Source organism: Rhizobium sp. BK098 (genome assembly GCF_014193155.1).
Taxonomy (GTDB): domain Bacteria; phylum Pseudomonadota; class Alphaproteobacteria; order Rhizobiales; family Rhizobiaceae; genus Rhizobium.
Genome location: NZ_JACHYY010000002.1, coordinates 191,263 through 207,653, shown reverse-complemented (window position 1 = coordinate 207,653; position 16,391 = coordinate 191,263). Strand labels below are relative to the sequence as shown.

The window sequence follows — 16,391 nt, the reverse complement described above, 5'->3', positions numbered from 1 at the left end:
TTCGACATGACTGCTGACACAATTCTTGCAAGCCTGCATCTTTCCATTCCGGAGCTCATCCTCGCGGTCGGTGCGCTTGTGCTGCTCATGATCGGCGTCTTCTCGGGCGAGCGGTCGGGACCCACGGTCACCGGTCTTGCCATCGCGGTCCTCGCGGTGGCAGGTCTCTGGATCATCTTCGTTCCGGGCGAAGGCCTGGCTTATGGCGGCGCCTATCTCGCCGACGGCTTCTCCCGCTTCATGAAGATCGTCGCGCTGGTCGGCTCGATCGTCGCCATGTTCCTCAGCATGGGGCATGCGCGCGAGCAGCAGCTCGACCGCTTCGAGTTCCCGGTTCTGCTCGTGCTCGCGACCCTCGGCATCCTGCTGATGATCTCGGCGCATGACCTGATCTCGCTCTATCTGTCGCTGGAACTGCAGTCGCTGGCCCTTTACGTCGTGGCCGCCATCAACCGCGACAGCCTGAAGTCGACCGAAGCCGGCCTGAAGTACTTCGTCCTCGGTGCGCTGTCCTCCGGTATGCTGCTTTATGGCATGTCGCTGGTTTACGGCTTCACCGGTCACACGAGCTTCGATGCGATCGCGACCGCACTCAGCGCCGAAACCCGTTCGCTCGGCCTCGTCTTCGGTCTGGTCTTCGTGCTTGCAGGCCTCGCCTTCAAGATCTCCGCCGTGCCGTTCCACATGTGGACGCCCGATGTCTATGAAGGTGCGCCGACCCCGGTCACAGCCTTCTTCGCGGCCGCGCCAAAGGTTGCTGCCATGGCGATCCTGACCCGCATCGTCGTCACCGCTTTCCATCCGGTGCTTGCCGACTGGCAACAGATCATCGTGTTCATCTCGATCGCCTCGATGCTGCTCGGCTCTTTTGCTGCAATCGGACAGCGCAACTTCAAACGACTGATGGCCTATTCGTCGATCGGTCACATGGGCTATGCGCTTGTCGGCCTCGCCGCCGGCACTAAGACCGGCGTCTCCGGCGTCATGCTCTACATGGTCATCTACATGGTCATGACGCTCGGCTCCTTCGCCATCATCATGGCGATGCGCCGCAAGGATGGCCGTCAGGTCGAAAACATCGACGATCTCGCCGGCCTTTCGACGACCAATCCTTTCATGGCGGTTGTCCTGACCGCGCTGATGTTCTCGCTGGCCGGCATTCCGCCGCTCGCAGGCTTCTTCGGAAAGTATTTCGTCTTCGTCGCCGCCATCCAGGCGCATCTCTATGCGCTCGCCATCATCGGCGTTCTGGCTTCGGTCGTCGGCGCTTACTACTATCTGCGCGTCATCAAGGTGATGTGGTTCGATGAAGCCAAGGATGAATTCGCACGCACGGCTGGTTCGCTGCGCCTCGTCTTCGGTCTCTCCGGTCTGTTCGTCATCGCCTATGTCTTCTTCGGTGGCGCAATCGGTGGTGCTGCCGATCTGGCCGCTGCGACGCTGTTTTGATGGCGTCTGACATGAATAGCCGGAAGTCGCTCGCCGACTTCCGGCATGATGCCCTTCAGGAAACCTCGTCCACAAACAGCGTCTGCCTCGAGCGGGCGCGCGCAGGCGACCCTGGAAACCTTTGGGTCACCGCTGAGCGCCAGACGGGGGGACGTGGTCGCCGCGGTCGTCCCTGGGTGTCGGAAGCCGGCAATCTCTACGCATCTCTTCTTCTGATCGATCCCGCTCCCATGGACCGCCTTGGCTCTCTGCCGCTTGCGGTGGCGCTCGCCGTGCATCAGGCGGTACGCGGCGTGCTGCCGCTCGCCGCCGAGCCGGTCGAGATCAAATGGCCGAACGATATCCTGATCGGTCGCAAGAAGACCTGCGGCATCTTGATCGAGGGCGAAGCGCTGCCGGACGGCCGGTATGCGCTCGTCATCGGCATCGGCATCAACATTGCCGTGATGCCTGACAATCCGATGTATCCGGTTACATGCCTGAGGCAGCAGGGTTCCATGGTGTCGCCGGAGGAATTGTTTGCCCATCTTTATGCCGCGATGTCGGAGGCGCTCTACGTCTGGAGCCGTGGTAAGGGCGTTCGCGAGATCACCGCGCGCTGGCGTGAATTTGCGTGCGGCATCGGGGAAAAGATCACGGTAAACTTGCCGGATCGCTCGATTTTGGGCCATTTCTCGGGAATCGATGATAATGGCTTGTTGATGCTCGAAACCGAGGACGGCAGGATTATGCCGATCGCGGCGGGCGACGTTTTCTTTAGATAATGGTTGGGGATCAGATGGCGAAGCAAGACGAACTGGTGTTTCTGCCACTCGGCGGCGTCGGCGAAATCGGCATGAATCTCGCGCTCTACGGCTACGGTCCGGCTGAGCAGCGCCAGTGGATCATGGTCGATTGCGGCGTCACCTTCCCGGGGCCGGATCTGCCGGGTGTCGATCTCGTCTTGCCGGATATCCGTTTCCTCGCCAAGGAACGCAAGAACCTCAAGGGCATCATCATCACCCACGCGCACGAGGATCACTACGGCGCGCTTAATGATCTTTGGCCCGGGCTGAACGTTCCGATCTACGCCTCGGCTTTTACCGCCGGTCTTCTCGAAGCAAAGCGCGATTACGAGAAATCGATGGGCGAGATCCCGGTGACGCTGTTCAAGGCCGGCGACCGCATCAATGTCGGCCCGTTCGAGATCGAAGGCGTGGCCGTCAACCACTCGATCCCCGAGCCGATGTCGTTGATGATCCGCACGCCGCTCGGCAATGTCGTTCATACTGGTGACTGGAAGATCGATCACGAGCCGTCGCTTGGGCCGCTGACCGACGAGACCCGCTTCCGCCAGCTCGGTGAAGAGGGTGTGCTGGCGCTGATGTGCGATTCCACCAACGCGTTGCGCGACGGCGTTTCGCCTTCGGAAAAGGACGTCTCGCAAAGCCTGCGCAAGATCATCGAGGATGCCGAGGGCAGGGTGGCGATCACGACGTTCTCGTCGAATGTCGGCCGCATCCGAACCATTGCCGAAGCTGCCGAAGCTGCCGGCCGCGAAATACTGCTGCTTGGCAGCTCGCTGAAACGTGTCGTCGATGTCGCCCGCGACATCGGCCTGATGGAAGGCATCAAGCCTTTCATCGCTGAAGACGAATATGGCTATATCCCGCGCGACAAGGTCGTGGTGATCTTGACCGGCAGCCAGGGTGAGCCGCGCGCAGCGCTTGCCAAGCTCTCCCGGGACGAGATGCGCAACGTCGCATTGGCGGCTGGCGATATCGTCGTCTTTTCCTCGCGCGCCATTCCCGGCAATGAGAAGGCCATTCAGGACATCAAGAACGGTCTGATCGAACAGGGCGTTCATGTGGTGACGGATGCTGAGGCGCTCGTGCACGTCTCCGGCCATCCCCGGCGCAACGAATTGCAGAAGATGTATGAATGGACGCGCCCGAAGGTCGTCATCCCCGTGCATGGCGAGGCGACGCATCTGACCGCCCATAAGGAATTGGCCGAACAGAGTGGCATTGCCACCGTGCCGCGCGTACGCAACGGCGATGTCGTGCGCCTTGCGCCCGGTCCGGTCGAGGTGATCGACGAGGCCCCGCATGGGCGCATCTTCAAGGACGGTATTCTGATCGGCGATTTCGACGAGATGGGCATCGGCGAGCGCAAGAAGCTTTCCTATGTCGGCCATGTCGCCGTCAATGTCGTGCTCGATGCCCGTTACGACATCGTCGGTGACCCTGACCTCGTGCCGATCGGCCTGCCGGCCTATGATGATGAAGGTGAGGAGATGGAGGACACGCTCTTCGACGCCATCGTCAGCGCCATCGAAAGCATTCCGCGCGCTCGCCGCAAGGATCTGAATATGCTGCAGGAGGCGGTACGCCGCGCGGTGCGCGCCGCCGCCAATCAGGGCTGGGGCAAGAAGCCGATGGTGACCGTGTTCGTGACGCGAACCGGCGGCTGAGTTCAACGGCCGATCGGGGAGGAGAGTACCGTGCTGGGACGGATCAATCATATCGCGATAGCCGTGCCGGATATTGCGGCGGCTTCTAAGGCCTATCGTGAAACGCTCGGTGCTACAGTATCTCAGCCGCAGACACTGCCAGAACACGGCGTTACCGTCGTTTTCGTAGAGCTGCCGAATACCAAGGTCGAACTGCTCGAGCCGTTGGGCGAAGCCTCGCCCATCGCTGCCTTCCTGGCCAAGAACCCGGATGGCGGCATGCACCACATTTGTTATGAGGTCGCCGATATCTTCGCCGCTCGCGATAAACTTGTTGCGTCGGGAGCACGCGTGCTCGGCAATGGCGAGCCGAAGATCGGCGCGCATGGCAAGCCCGTGCTCTTCCTGCATCCGAAGGATTTCTTCGGCACGCTTATCGAGCTTGAGCAGGTGTGATGCCGGAGCGGGATGATTTTTGCCGGAGCTGGCCCAGAATCTGAATCCGCTTTAAAGTGCGCTGATCTGCGCTTTGAAAGACAACTGTTTTGCCCCTATAAGCAGTTTGGAAGAGGAGGAGACGAGCGGGCTCGTCTCGAAGGGAGCATAATGGCACAGCAGATCATCGCCAGTTTCGCCGTTTATTTCGTCATCTGGTGGATTACGCTTTTTGCCGTTCTACCGTTCGGTCTGCGCACCCAGGCCGAAGACGAGCATGTGATTCTAGGTACGGTCGAAAGTGCACCAACGAAATTCCACGCTTGGCGAGTGGTTCTCATCACGACGCTGGTGTCGGCTCTCCTGTACGCCACTTGGTATGTTGCATCGCATTATTTCGGGCTGAGCATAGATTCCATTCCAAGGTTCGTGCCGAACTACAATTGATGTAAAGGGCGCAGTAGAACACGGATCAATCATTTGAGCCGTCTCTTTGCTTGCGCCTCGCAATCGCCATCAATTCGTCACACGTCTGTCATGTGCATGGCGCATCAAATCCCGGACGACATTTGAGTTGTTCTGCCGAAAGGCCGAAGACACTTTCTCGCAATTGGACTGATCTGTAGTAGATCGAGCTGAGAAAGCAAAAAAAAACAAGGCCATAAGCCTTGTTTTAAAGTATCGCGTGATCCTTATCCGTTACCGGGGCAGCGAGCGAGCGCGCCTAAGATCTGATCCTCCCAAGACTTGACCGCGAAACGACAAGAATTTAGCCTTCCTGCCTCTTTTGTGAGCTGAAATTAGCTCAAACATTGAGCTTTGTCATCCTTTTTTTTGCTTTTTTGCTACAGTCGCGCAGAATTTTTCTGTTAGCGGATTTTTGCCGTAAATCCTTATAAATGTGTGCTTTTTCGAACCAGCCGAAATAGGCGCTTTCCCTTGCATTTCCGGGCTTTTACCAAAATCTTCTGTTGAAGAATGCGGGTTTCCTTCCTTCGCCGAAGCAGTTATGAACTGCCTCCAGTACATAATTTGCCAACGATTCCGCCGCGAGCGGAACGTCAAACCATCTGGAACAAGCGTCATGCGTCTGTCTCGTTACTTCATGCCCATCCTGAAGGAAAATCCCAAGGAGGCTGAAATCGTTTCCCATCGGCTTATGCTGCGCACCGGCATGATCCGGCAGCAGTCGCAGGGCATCTATTCCTGGCTACCGCTGGGCAAGCGCGTACTGGACAAGGTCAATAAGATCATCCGCGAGGAACAGAACCGTTCCGGCGCCATCGAGCTGTTGATGCCGACACTGCAGTCGGCCGAGCTTTGGCAGGAAAGCGGCCGTTATGACGCCTATGGCAAGGAGATGCTGCGCATCAAGGACCGGCAGGATCGGCCCATGCTTTATGGTCCGACCAACGAGGAGATGGTCACCGACATCTTTCGGTCTTACATCAAGTCCTACAAGGACTTGCCATTGAATCTCTATCACATCCAGCTGAAGTTCCGCGACGAAATCCGTCCGCGTTTCGGCACGATGCGCTCGCGCGAATTCATGATGAAGGATGCCTATTCCTTCGATCTGAAGCAGGAAGGCGCCGTGCAATCTTATAACAAGATGTTCGCCGCTTATCTGCGCACTTTCAATCGGCTCGGCCTGAGAGCAATCCCGATGCGCGCGGATACCGGTCCTATCGGCGGCAATCTCAGTCACGAATTCATCATTCTTGCCGATACCGGCGAGTCCGAAGTTTTCTGCCATAAGGATTTCGTCAATTTCGACATTCCGGGCGAAGACACGGATTTCGATGATGCCGCCGGCCTGAAGGGGATTTTCGACAAGTGGACCTCGGTCTATGCCGCAACCTCGGAAATGCATGACGAAGCCGCCTTCAACGCTATTCCCGAAGGGGATCGCCTGTCTGCGCGTGGCATCGAGGTCGGCCATATCTTCTATTTTGGCACCAAGTATTCCGAGCCGATGGGCGCGAAGGTGCAGGGTCCCGACGGCAAGGAACATGCTGTCCACATGGGATCTTACGGTATCGGCCCGACACGCCTTGTTCCCGCCATCATCGAAGCATCGCATGATGAGAACGGAATCATCTGGCCGGCTTCGGTCGCGCCGTTCGATGTCGTGGTGATCAACATGAAGGCCGGGGACCAGGCCTGTGACGAAGCTTGCGAAACGGTCTATGCCGCGCTGTCGAAGGCCGGCAAGGACGTGCTGTACGACGATCGCGACGAGCGCGCCGGAACGAAGTTCGCCACGGCCGATCTGATCGGTGTGCCCGTGCAGATCATCGTCGGCCCGCGTTCGATCGCGAGCGGCGAAGTGGAAGTGAAGGACCGTAAGACCGGCGCTCGCGAGACGATGACGGTCGAGGCAGCGATCAATCGGCTGGCAGGCTGATTGACGATACAAAGGATGAAAGGCGAATGGCGGTGAGCGCGGCAGTGGAACAGCAGGAAAATTCGTTCAAGGCCGGCCCATCGTCTCGCCCGTTCTCCGGTTTCGAGCGGCTCGTCGCCTGGCGCTATCTGCGCTCCCGGCGCAAGGAGGCCTCGATTTCGGTAATTGCCGGCTTCTCGTTGGTCGGCATCATGCTCGGTGTCGCTGCCCTGATTATCGTCATGGCCGTGATGAACGGTTTCCGCGCCGAGCTCTTCAAGCAGATTCTCGGCTTCAACGGTCATGTCGTCGTGCAGCCGATTGATTCGCCGTTGAACGATTATGCTGATCTGGCAAAGAAGTTTTCTGCTGTTCCCGGCGTCACCATGGCCCTGCCGCTCGTCGAGGGCGAAACACTTGCTTCCGGCCGCGGCGGCTCCGGCACTGGCGCACTGGTCCGCGGCATCCGTTCGGAAGATCTGACCAAGCTCAAATCGGTCTCCGATCACATCGTTTCCGGTGACATTGTCGGCTTTGCTTCCGGACAGGGCGTTCTTGTCGGCAGTCGGTTAGCCCGGCAACTGGGATTGACGGTCGGCGATCAGATCACCCTTACGGCACCGGATGGCGACGTCACGCCCTTCGGCGTCAACCCGCGCGTCAAGGCATACACGATCTCCGGTATCTTCGAAGTCGGCATGTCGGAATATGATTCTTCCGTCGTCTTCATGCCGCTGGAGGAGGCACAGGTCTTTTTCAATGCCGAGGGCATTGTCGAGAAGATCGAGCTCTTCGTCACCAATCCGGATGACGTCGATCAATTGCGGCCGAAGATCGAAGAGGCGGCGGGGCGACAGATTTTCCTGACGGACTGGCGGCAGGTCAACGCCACTTTCTTCTCGGCACTCCAGGTCGAGCGCAACACGATGTTCATGATCCTGACGCTGATCGTTCTCGTCGCCGCGCTGAATATCATTTCCGGCCTGATCATGCTGGTGAAGGACAAGGGCAGCGACATCGCCATCCTGCGCACTATGGGGGCGACGTCGGGCGCGATCATGCGCATCTTCTTCATGACGGGGGCGGCGATCGGCGTCGTTGGAACGTTCGCCGGCGTCATACTCGGTGTCCTGGTCTGTCTCAATATCGAGTCCATCCGCCAGTTCTTCTCCTGGATTTCCGGCACCGTGATTTTCAATCCGGAGGTCTATTTCCTCAGCAAATTGCCGGCCCAGATGAATCTCAGTGAGACCATCTCCGTCATCGTGATGGCACTCACTCTGTCCTTCCTTGCCACCATCTTTCCCGCCTGGCGGGCCTCGCGGCTCGATCCGGTGCAGGCGCTGCGCTACGAATAAGGATATTTCATTTGATGAAACGCAACGTCGTTCTCCAGCTCTCTGGCGTGGAGCGTCACTACGGGCAGGGCGAGACGCGGCTGTCGATCTTGAAGGGGGCGGATTTCACGCTGCACAGCGGCGAGATTGTTGCGCTCGTCGCGCCGTCAGGCACAGGTAAATCAACGCTTCTGCATGTGGCCGGGCTGCTTGAGCATCCGGATGGCGGCGAAGTGCTCGTCAACGGTCAGGCCTGTGAGGACTTGTCTGACGATAGACGTACGGCCGTGCGCCGCAGCGAGATCGGCTTCGTCTATCAGTTCCATCACCTGCTTCCGGAATTCTCGGCGCTTGAGAATATCATGATGCCGCAGCTCATTTCCGGCCTTTCGCGGAAGGATGCCAGCGAGCGAGCCGCTCAGCTTCTAGACTACATGCGTATCGGCCATCGCGGTGATCATCGCCCCGCCGAATTGTCCGGCGGCGAGCAGCAACGCGTCGCAATCGCGCGGGCCGTCGCCAATGCCCCGCTGGTGCTGCTGGCGGATGAGCCCACCGGCAATCTCGATCCGGCGACCGCGCATTACGTCTTCGATGCACTGGAGGCGCTGGTGCGCCAATCCGGTCTTGCGGCCCTGATCGCCACGCACAATCACGAACTCGCTGCCCGCATGGATCGCCGTGTTACCTTGAGCGAAGGCAAGGTTGTGGAGGTCTGATCCTTTTACGGGATGATCAGGCCGCCGCGATAATCCAGTTCGTAAGCCTTGCGTTCGCTAACGATGATAGCTTCGTAGCCGCTGAAATGGTGGCAGTCGCCAATGTTTTCATCGATGTAAAGCCCATAGGCATGCTCGAACTCGAAGCCGCCGAGAAAGCGCCTTTCGTCAAGATAGAGCCGCAGGAGGGCCGCCTTGATCACCATGCCGGCGCGCGTTCCGTCGATCAGGTCGTGTTCGACGATATGGCCGAAATAGTTCATGGCCCATACCGGCTCGCCGTCATGCCATACGAGCTCTTGTCCGGCGAAGTCCGTGCCGCCGAAGTAGCTGTCGAGATAGCGCCAGCGCCCGCTCGCATAGCCAATGTCATGCGAGCCGCTACGGCAGGATGGCAGCCTCTCGCCGTCACCGACATAGGTTTCGGCTTTGGCGACGACAATAAAATCGTTCAGCTCGGCAAGATCCGGCATGACCCTCTCCAATTTTGGTAAGCGGCCAAGATGCCATTCAATGCGAGATTTGTAAAGAACAAAAAGAGAACATTTGCTAGCGATGGCTGCTTTCGCAGGCCTTCTGGCCGATATCATCCTGCCAGTCCTGTATGCTGATGGTCTTGGCATCGGCCTTTAGTATCTTGTCGTCCTTGGTCACCTTGCCGGTCAGGACGTTGTAATCGCAGCTATAGCTGTTACCGGGTTCGAGGTTGTCACGAAAATCGTAACTATAGCCGGCAACCAAAAATGCGCTGTTGCGATAGGCAAGCGTCAAAGTCTGATGCCATCGGTCGCGCCCGATCGCATCGTTCTGCGAGGTGATCGCGATTGAACCGCTCGGCAGTGCGGCGATCGATGGTTCCTGGCCGTAGATGCCGCCAGGCTCAGCGCGGCCCCATACCTTATCAGGGGCGGCGGCGGCAAGCTTCAGTAGCTCGTGCTCCTTGTCGCGGAGATAGATGTAGATCCCGATCTCATAATCTGCCTCGTCATTCGGCGGCATCGTCACCAGTAATGCAAGGTCCGGCTTGCCGTCCTTGTTCCAATCGCCGATCGCCGCGTCGATGATGCGGTCGGAAGCAATGGTGTCTTCGGCGCGAGCCGCGATTGCGGTCAAAAGAAGAATGAGAGCGCAGCCAAGTGACTTCATCGTGACCCCCGGTTTGCCTCTGCATAGCGCCGGGCCGCGCGGGCGTCCATCGCGGGCTAAAAAGTTCTCTGATGAAATTTACTGATGCTTCTATTGACTCTCGAACAAAAATGGAACAAAAAGAAAACATAACGAGTAAGGAGCGCCTAAATGACCGACATTATTCGAGACGTTGCAGCATTCACTTCCATCGTCATGTTCGTCGCCAGCTTTTCCCTCATCATGATGGCGATGTAAGTTTTATCCCCGTTTGCACATGCTGTTCCCATATTTGATGGGAGTAACTTCTGGACTTTATGGTCCGCAATGCCGAAAATGTCGCTGATTCATTCAGGCGTGCGGAAGGGTATGAAATGGCGGATGCAGGTGGCAGCGGCGTGGCAGCGCCGGTCGGCGAAATGCCGGAGTTTGTGCACCTCAGGGTTCATTCCGCCTATTCTCTGCTAGAGGGCGCATTGCCGCTCAAGAAGATATTGGCCAAGGCTGCCGGGGACAGTCAGCCGGCCATTGCGATTACCGATACGAACAATCTGTTCGTCGCCCTGGAATTCTCGCAGAAGGCGATGGATGAAGGGCTGCAGCCGATCATTGGCTGTCAGGTATCGATCGATATGGAGGATGGCGGCGAGAGCGAGAAGCGCGGGCCGCAGCAAGCTTTGGCGAAGATGCCATCCATCGTGCTGCTTGCCGCGACCGAGCGGGGATATGAGCGCCTCGTCGATCTCGTCAGTCGGGCCTATCTCGGCGGCGAGGGCAACAGCGCCGTTCACATCGCAGCCTCATGGCTGGATGAGATCGGTACGGGAGGGTTGATCGCGCTCACCGGTTCGCTCACCGGCCCGGTCGATATGGCTTTGAAAGAAGGGCATGCCGCACAGGCGCTCTCCCGGTTGTTGAGACTGAAGCAGCTGTTCGATGACAGGCTCTATGTCGAATTGCAGCGCCACGGCACCTATGATCGTCGTCACGAGCAAAAGATGATCAAGCTGGCTTACGAGCACGAGATCCCGCTTGTTGCCACCAACGAAGCCTTTTTCCCGACGCGGGACGATTACGATGCGCATGACGCCTTGATGGCGGTGGCCCACAATGCCATCGTCTCGGACGATACGCGATTTCGCCTGACGCCGGATCACTATCTGAAGAGCCGCGCAGACATGGCAAAGCTTTTCGCCAACTTGCCGGAAGCGCTTGAGAACACGGTCGAAATCGCTCGCCGCTGCTCCTTCGTGTTGAAGACCCGCTCGCCGATCCTGCCGCGCTTTACCGGGGCGACTGACGACCCTGAAGAGGCCGGGCGCGCCGAGGCGGCCGAGCTGCGCGCTCAGGCGGTAGAGGGCCTCGAGCAGCGCATAACCTCGCTTGGTATGGCACCGGGTTACGAGGAGAAGGACTATCGCGATCGGCTGGAATTCGAACTGAGCGTCATCGAGCGCATGAAGTTTCCCGGCTACTTTCTGATCGTTGCCGATTTCATCAAATGGGCCAAGCGCCACGATATCCCTGTCGGCCCCGGTCGCGGTTCCGGTGCGGGTTCGCTGGTCGCCTACGCCCTTACCATCACCGACGTCGATCCGCTGCGCTTCTCGCTGCTGTTCGAGCGCTTCCTCAACCCGGAACGCGTCTCCATGCCGGACTTCGATATCGACTTCTGCCAGGATCGGCGTGAAGAGGTGATTCGCTACGTGCAGGCCAAATACGGCCGCGAGCAGGTGGCGCAGATCATCACCTTCGGTTCGCTGCAGGCACGCGCCGCCTTGCGCGATGTTGGCCGCGTGCTGGAAATGCCCTATGGCCAGGTCGATAAGATCTGCAAGCTGGTGCCGAACAATCCTGCCAATCCGACCCCGCTGAGCAAAGCGATCGAGGAGGAGCCGCGCCTGCAGGAGGAGGCGGACAAGGAGCCGGTTGTCGCCCGTCTTCTCGATATCGCCCAGAAGATCGAAGGCCTCTATCGCCACGCATCGACACATGCCGCCGGTATCGTCATCGGCGACCGCCCGTTATCGAAGCTCGTGCCGATGTATCGCGACCCGCGCTCCGACATGCCCGTCACCCAGTTCAACATGAAATGGGTGGAGCAAGCCGGCCTGGTGAAGTTCGACTTCCTCGGTCTGAAGACGCTGACCGTCCTGAAAACGGCGGTCGATTTCGTCGCGAAACGCGGTATCTCGATCGATCTTGCCAGCATCCCGCTCGACGACAAGAAGACCTACGATATGCTCTCGCGCGGTGAGACGGTCGGCGTGTTCCAGGTGGAAAGTGCGGGCATGCGCAAGGCGCTGATCGGCATGCGGCCGGACTGCATCGAGGATATTATCGCGCTCGTGGCGCTTTATCGTCCAGGTCCCATGGAGAACATCCCGGTCTATAATGCCCGCAAGCACGGCGAGGAAGAGATCGAATCGATCCACCCGAAGATCGATTATCTTCTCAAGGAAACCCAAGGCGTTATCGTCTACCAGGAGCAGGTGATGCAGGTCGCCCAGGTGCTCTCGGGCTATTCGCTCGGCGAAGCCGATCTTCTGCGCCGCGCCATGGGTAAGAAGATCAAGGCGGAGATGGACCAGCAGCGCGAGCGCTTCGTTGACGGTGCCATCAAGAACGGCGTGTCGAAGGGGCAGGCCGATGTCATCTTCGATCTGCTCGCCAAATTCGCGAATTACGGCTTCAACAAGTCGCACGCCGCCGCCTACGCCATCGTCTCCTACCAGACCGCCTATATGAAGGCGCACTATCCAGTGGAGTTCCTGGCCGCGTCGATGACGCTCGATATGTCCAATACCGAGAAGGTCAACGACTTCCGTCAGGACGCCAAGCGGCTGGGCATCGAGGTCATCGCGCCTTCCGTGCAGACCTCATTCCGCCATTTTGAAACGGGCGAAAACCGCATCTATTATGCACTGGCCGCCATCAAGGGCGTCGGCGAATCCGCCGTCGACCATATCGTCGAGGTGCGCGGCGATCAGCCCTTTGCCAGCATCGAGGATTTCTGCCTGCGCATCGATCCCAAGCAGATCAACCGCCGCGTTCTGGAAAGCCTGATCTGCGCCGGTGCTTTCGATTGCTTCGAAATCGACCGTGCGCAGCTGATTGCCGGCTTGGACCGCGTCATGGGCTATGCCCAGGTGGCGCAGGAAAACAAGCGCAGCGGCCAGCATGACATGTTCGGAAGTGCTGCCTCCGGTCCGGAAAAGATCGTGTTTCCGCCCTATACGCCGTGGCTCGCCTCGGAGCGTCTCCTGCGCGAATTCCAGGTGCTCGGTTTCTATCTGACGGCACATCCGCTCGATACTTATAAGAGCGTGCTCGACAAGATGCGGGTGCAGCCCTTCGCCGATTTTTCCGCGGCGGTGAAGCAAGGCGCCAGCAACGGTCGCTTGGCCGGCACTGTCATCTCGAAGCAGGAGCGCAAGACGCGCACCGGCAACAAGATGGGCATCTTCGTCTTTTCGGATGCTTCCGGCCAGTTCGAAGCCGTGCTTTTCTCTGAAACGCTCAACCAGTATCGCGACGTTCTCGAAGTCGGCAAATCCTTCGTGATCACGGCTCAGGCGGACGAGCGCCCCGAGGGTATCAGCCTGCGCCTGCAGACAGCACAGTCGCTGGAAGAGAAGTCGTTGCAGATGCAGAAGGCGCTGCGCGTCTATGTCCGCGATTCCGGCCCGCTGAAAGCCGTTGCCGCGCATCTGAACACGAAAGGCGACGGCCTCGTTTCCTTCATTGTCATCAAGGAAGAGGGGTTGCGAGAGGTCGAGGTGGCGCTACCGGAGAAATATCGCATTACGCCTGAAATCGCCGCCGCATTGCGCACGGCGCCGGGCGTGATCGACGTGGAGCTGGTCTGAAGCAATTCCGGGAAAAGTGTATAGCGGTTTTCCGTCCGGAATTGCGTAAAAACAAAAAGGCTCTAGCCCTTTTTACCCAGCGCGCCGTTGTTGGTAAGGGTGATGAAATCGGTCTCGTTGCCGGTTTCCGGTCCGACGCCGGTATCGGAAATCGTCAGCGACGATCCCGCGGTCAGCAGATCCTCGATGCGGTGACGGATATCGTCAGGGATGGTGATGCGATTGAGCGCCTGTCCGGCTGCGTCGAACGATTGCGATTGTTCCTCGCTGGTGATGCCGTAGCGCTTCTTCGTCTGCTTGCTCAGATCTTCCTCGAGCGTCATGCCGAACCAGTCGGCCTTGCCGCTGATCCGGTCGATCGCATTGGCGGTGAAGAAATGTACGCCGAGCGCCTCCTGCGGCTCTGCAATGATGGCCGGTCCTTCGAACAGCGGTTTGAAGTTCTGCCGGACCATGATCGCGCCGTTCGGCGGTTCGCCCTTGCCGGCCGCGGCATAGATTGCCTTCATCAGCGCGGGGCTGACGAGGCCGCCCGTCGTCTTGATGTCATGCGCCTTCTTGAAGTCCTCGATCGCCTGTACTGTCGCAGGCCCCAGCATGCCGTCGGGCGTTCCCGTGATGAAGCCCATCCCGTTCAGGATGCCCTGAAGGTCGCGCACGTTTTCGCGCAAGCCCCGCCGGGTGATGAGGATGCTGAGCGGAGCGGGATCGGCCGGTGGCGCCAGAGTCTCCCGCGCCTTCGGTATCTGGATCGACGTCACGTCGTTCGTCGCCACCTGCAGCTGTTGTGCCTGCGGCAGGAAGCTTGCAGTCATCGGACGGAGTTCGATGCCGGAAAACAGCACCGGCGGTGGAGCTGGCAGCGGCTGGAACAGCATCGCGTTTTCAAACGGCTGCGGCACCAGCGGCTGATCGGCGATGACGACATGCACGCCGCGCTCGGTCATTTGATAAAGCGTCTTCGCAAAGGCCTTCGGCATCCGCACGCAGCCATGCGATGCCGGATAATTCGGGACGGAATTGGATTCGTGCAGCGCGATCCCCGACCAGGTCAGCCTCTGCATGAAAGGCATGGGCGAGGCCGAATAGAGATTGGATTCGTGATACACCTTCTTCTCCAGAATGGAAAAGATGCCGCTGGGGGTCGTGTGGCCGCGCTTGCCGGTGGAAACCTTCGAAGTCGCGATTACCTTATCGCCGTCATAGACCGCGAGCGACTGCCTGTCCTTCGACACCACGATCTGCAGGGTGCGGGAATCCGGCGCAGCAAAGACGGGATGGGAAAGGGCGGTGGCTGACACCAGCGCGAGCCCCAGCAACAAAAATGGCTTCATAGACACAACCAAAACGCAATACTCGTTGTACCTGAGGTTAGACTTGGAAGTTTAAGGAAGACTTGCCGAAGACTCATGCCTTTCTGCGTCCATGAAAGCGTGAGTTCGCCGAACGCCCAATGCGGCATCGCCGAAGCGGAGCGTTCAAACTCTGCTTCGGCGACGATTGAAAACTTGAGCTAACGGGGAATCAGTGGACGCTGGAGGCCACCCAGTTGTGCCAGTCCTGCTCGCTGCCGTGGAAAGCGTTGAGGTCGATCTTGCCTTCGACGCCGTGGGATACACCGGAGCCGGAATATTGCCAGAACAGCCATTTACGGCCTGGATAGACCTTGGACGGATGTTGAGCCACGGCGCGCAGCCAGAAGGGATAGTTGAGCAGCTCGCCACTCAGATTGTCGCGATAGAAGTCCGGAGCCGTGTAGACGATCGGACGCTGGCCGTAATGCTTTTCCAGCTTGTCCATGAAGACCTGCATCTTGGCGAGAACCTGCTCGCGCGAGGGCCGCCGCTTGCAACTTGACTCGCCGTTCCATTCCACGTCGATGACCGGCGGTAGGGCTCCGGCTTCCTTCGGCACGTTGCGAATGAACCAGTCGGCCTGCTCTCCGGCAGTCCGGCACCAGTAGAAGAAATGATAGGCGCCATGTTTCAGGCCGGCCTGCTGGGCAGCCCGCCAGTTCTTCTTGAACATGGGATCGATGTGATCGCCGCCGTCCGTTGCCTTGATGTAAACGAAGTTCGCACCCTGTGTGCGCAGCGTATCCCAGTCGATCTCGCCCTGCCAGCGAGAGACGTCGACGCCATGGACAGCGAGCTTCCGGGGCGAGGTGGACGCACCGAAGTTGATCGGCTTGGCATCGCGGAAGCGATGGCTGTAGATCTGCATCGGCTGCTGCCGCAGGGCGCGGGGCACCGGATTCGATGGCGAGAGCATGGCGAGCGGTCGTTGCAGCGGGACTGGCGCGTCATCGTCGCCGCTCTGGTCGGAGGGCATAAGGCCCTCAGGCCGGAGATTCGTTGGCATCGCGACTGCGAGCGCCTGCTGCCGCTCGACGCGCGAAACGGTTTCGCCGATTTCGACCGAAGGCACGACCCTACTGGTCTTTGTGATGGAACCGGTCAATTCTTTCGAAGGCGGGGCGGCTTGCGCGGCTTCGCGCTCACCTCGGGCGGCGCAGCCTGAAATCGTCAGGCAGGCGAGAAGAATGGTCGATACAGCCGATAGACGCATAGGAACCCGTACGCAAAACACTGGAGGCGACGAGTTCACGCCGCCGGAAAGTTACAGAATCCAAGTCCTAAT

Annotated in this window: 14 protein-coding genes; 9 read left to right on the top strand and 5 right to left on the bottom strand. The window is 59.0% G+C overall.

Annotation, left to right across the window (positions count from 1 at the left end):
• Positions 1 to 6: 6 nt before the first annotated feature.
• The 5 genes from nuoN to FHT73_RS05880 all read left to right on the top strand — a co-directional run bounded on the left by nuoN (position 7) and on the right by FHT73_RS05880 (position 4,762).
• Entirely contained in the window at positions 7 to 1,449 is a 1,443-nt protein-coding gene (gene nuoN / locus FHT73_RS05900) for an NADH-quinone oxidoreductase subunit NuoN (RefSeq protein WP_112607149.1), read from the top strand.
• Positions 1,449 to 2,213: a biotin--[acetyl-CoA-carboxylase] ligase gene (locus FHT73_RS05895; protein ID WP_112607147.1), complete on the top strand. Its 765-nt coding sequence runs from the start codon at positions 1,449 to 1,451 to the stop codon at positions 2,211 to 2,213. The genes nuoN and FHT73_RS05895 overlap by 1 nt, the downstream gene beginning before the upstream one ends.
• A 14-nt stretch (positions 2,214 to 2,227) precedes the next feature.
• Positions 2,228 to 3,901: a ribonuclease J gene (locus FHT73_RS05890; RefSeq protein WP_183710347.1), complete on the top strand. Its 1,674-nt coding sequence runs from the start codon at positions 2,228 to 2,230 to the stop codon at positions 3,899 to 3,901.
• 30 nt (positions 3,902 to 3,931) lie between these two features.
• Entirely contained in the window at positions 3,932 to 4,336 is a 405-nt protein-coding gene (mce, locus tag FHT73_RS05885) for a methylmalonyl-CoA epimerase (RefSeq protein WP_183710345.1), read from the top strand.
• A 150-nt stretch (positions 4,337 to 4,486) separates the two neighbouring features.
• Entirely contained in the window at positions 4,487 to 4,762 is a 276-nt protein-coding gene (locus FHT73_RS05880; protein ID WP_183710343.1) for a DUF1467 family protein, read from the top strand.
• A 375-nt stretch (positions 4,763 to 5,137) separates the two neighbouring features.
• Here FHT73_RS05880 and FHT73_RS05875 read toward each other — a convergent pair whose 3' ends face one another.
• Positions 5,138 to 5,401 (bottom strand): hypothetical protein, encoded by a 264-nt coding sequence (locus FHT73_RS05875; protein ID WP_146746692.1) that lies wholly within the window; start codon positions 5,399 to 5,401, stop codon positions 5,138 to 5,140.
• On the opposite strand from FHT73_RS05875, the gene proS reads away from it, so the two are divergent.
• From proS to FHT73_RS05860, 3 genes are read left to right on the top strand one after another with little or no spacing between them, the layout of a single operon-like run.
• The gene (proS, locus tag FHT73_RS05870) at positions 5,400 to 6,722 is read left to right on the top strand and encodes a proline--tRNA ligase (protein ID WP_183710341.1); all 1,323 of its coding nucleotides are present in this window, start codon (positions 5,400 to 5,402) and stop codon (positions 6,720 to 6,722) included. The genes FHT73_RS05875 and proS overlap by 2 nt on opposite strands.
• A gap of 26 nt (positions 6,723 to 6,748) precedes the next feature.
• On the top strand, positions 6,749 to 8,059 hold the full coding sequence (locus FHT73_RS05865) for a lipoprotein-releasing ABC transporter permease subunit (protein ID WP_183710339.1): 1,311 nt from the start codon (positions 6,749 to 6,751) through the stop codon (positions 8,057 to 8,059).
• A gap of 14 nt (positions 8,060 to 8,073) precedes the next feature.
• Positions 8,074 to 8,757, top strand: a complete 684-nt coding sequence (locus FHT73_RS05860) for an ABC transporter ATP-binding protein (protein WP_112337514.1) — start codon at positions 8,074 to 8,076, stop codon at positions 8,755 to 8,757.
• A gap of 5 nt (positions 8,758 to 8,762) precedes the next feature.
• Here the strand turns inward: FHT73_RS05860 and FHT73_RS05855 are convergent, their stop codons facing one another.
• Positions 8,763 to 9,230, bottom strand: a complete 468-nt coding sequence (locus FHT73_RS05855; RefSeq protein ID WP_183710330.1) for a DUF5680 domain-containing protein — start codon at positions 9,228 to 9,230, stop codon at positions 8,763 to 8,765.
• A 76-nt stretch (positions 9,231 to 9,306) separates the two neighbouring features.
• Positions 9,307 to 9,903, bottom strand: coding sequence for a hypothetical protein (locus tag FHT73_RS05850; RefSeq protein WP_112607137.1), 597 nt, complete (start codon positions 9,901 to 9,903; stop codon positions 9,307 to 9,309).
• Between the two features lie 353 nt (positions 9,904 to 10,256).
• Here FHT73_RS05850 and dnaE point away from each other — a divergent pair, with 353 nt between their 5' ends.
• The gene (gene dnaE / locus FHT73_RS05845; protein WP_183710328.1) at positions 10,257 to 13,751 is read left to right on the top strand and encodes a DNA polymerase III subunit alpha; all 3,495 of its coding nucleotides are present in this window, start codon (positions 10,257 to 10,259) and stop codon (positions 13,749 to 13,751) included.
• A gap of 62 nt (positions 13,752 to 13,813) precedes the next feature.
• On the opposite strand, the gene FHT73_RS05840 is transcribed toward dnaE, so the two are convergent.
• Together FHT73_RS05840 and FHT73_RS05835 are read right to left on the bottom strand one after the other, a co-directional pair.
• Entirely contained in the window at positions 13,814 to 15,085 is a 1,272-nt protein-coding gene (locus tag FHT73_RS05840; RefSeq protein ID WP_183710326.1) for a L,D-transpeptidase family protein, read from the bottom strand.
• Positions 15,086 to 15,275: 190 nt separating this feature from the next.
• A complete protein-coding gene (locus FHT73_RS05835) occupies positions 15,276 to 16,319 on the bottom strand; it encodes a GH25 family lysozyme (RefSeq protein WP_112398582.1) in 1,044 nt (347 codons plus the stop codon).
• Positions 16,320 to 16,391 lie beyond the last annotated feature (72 nt).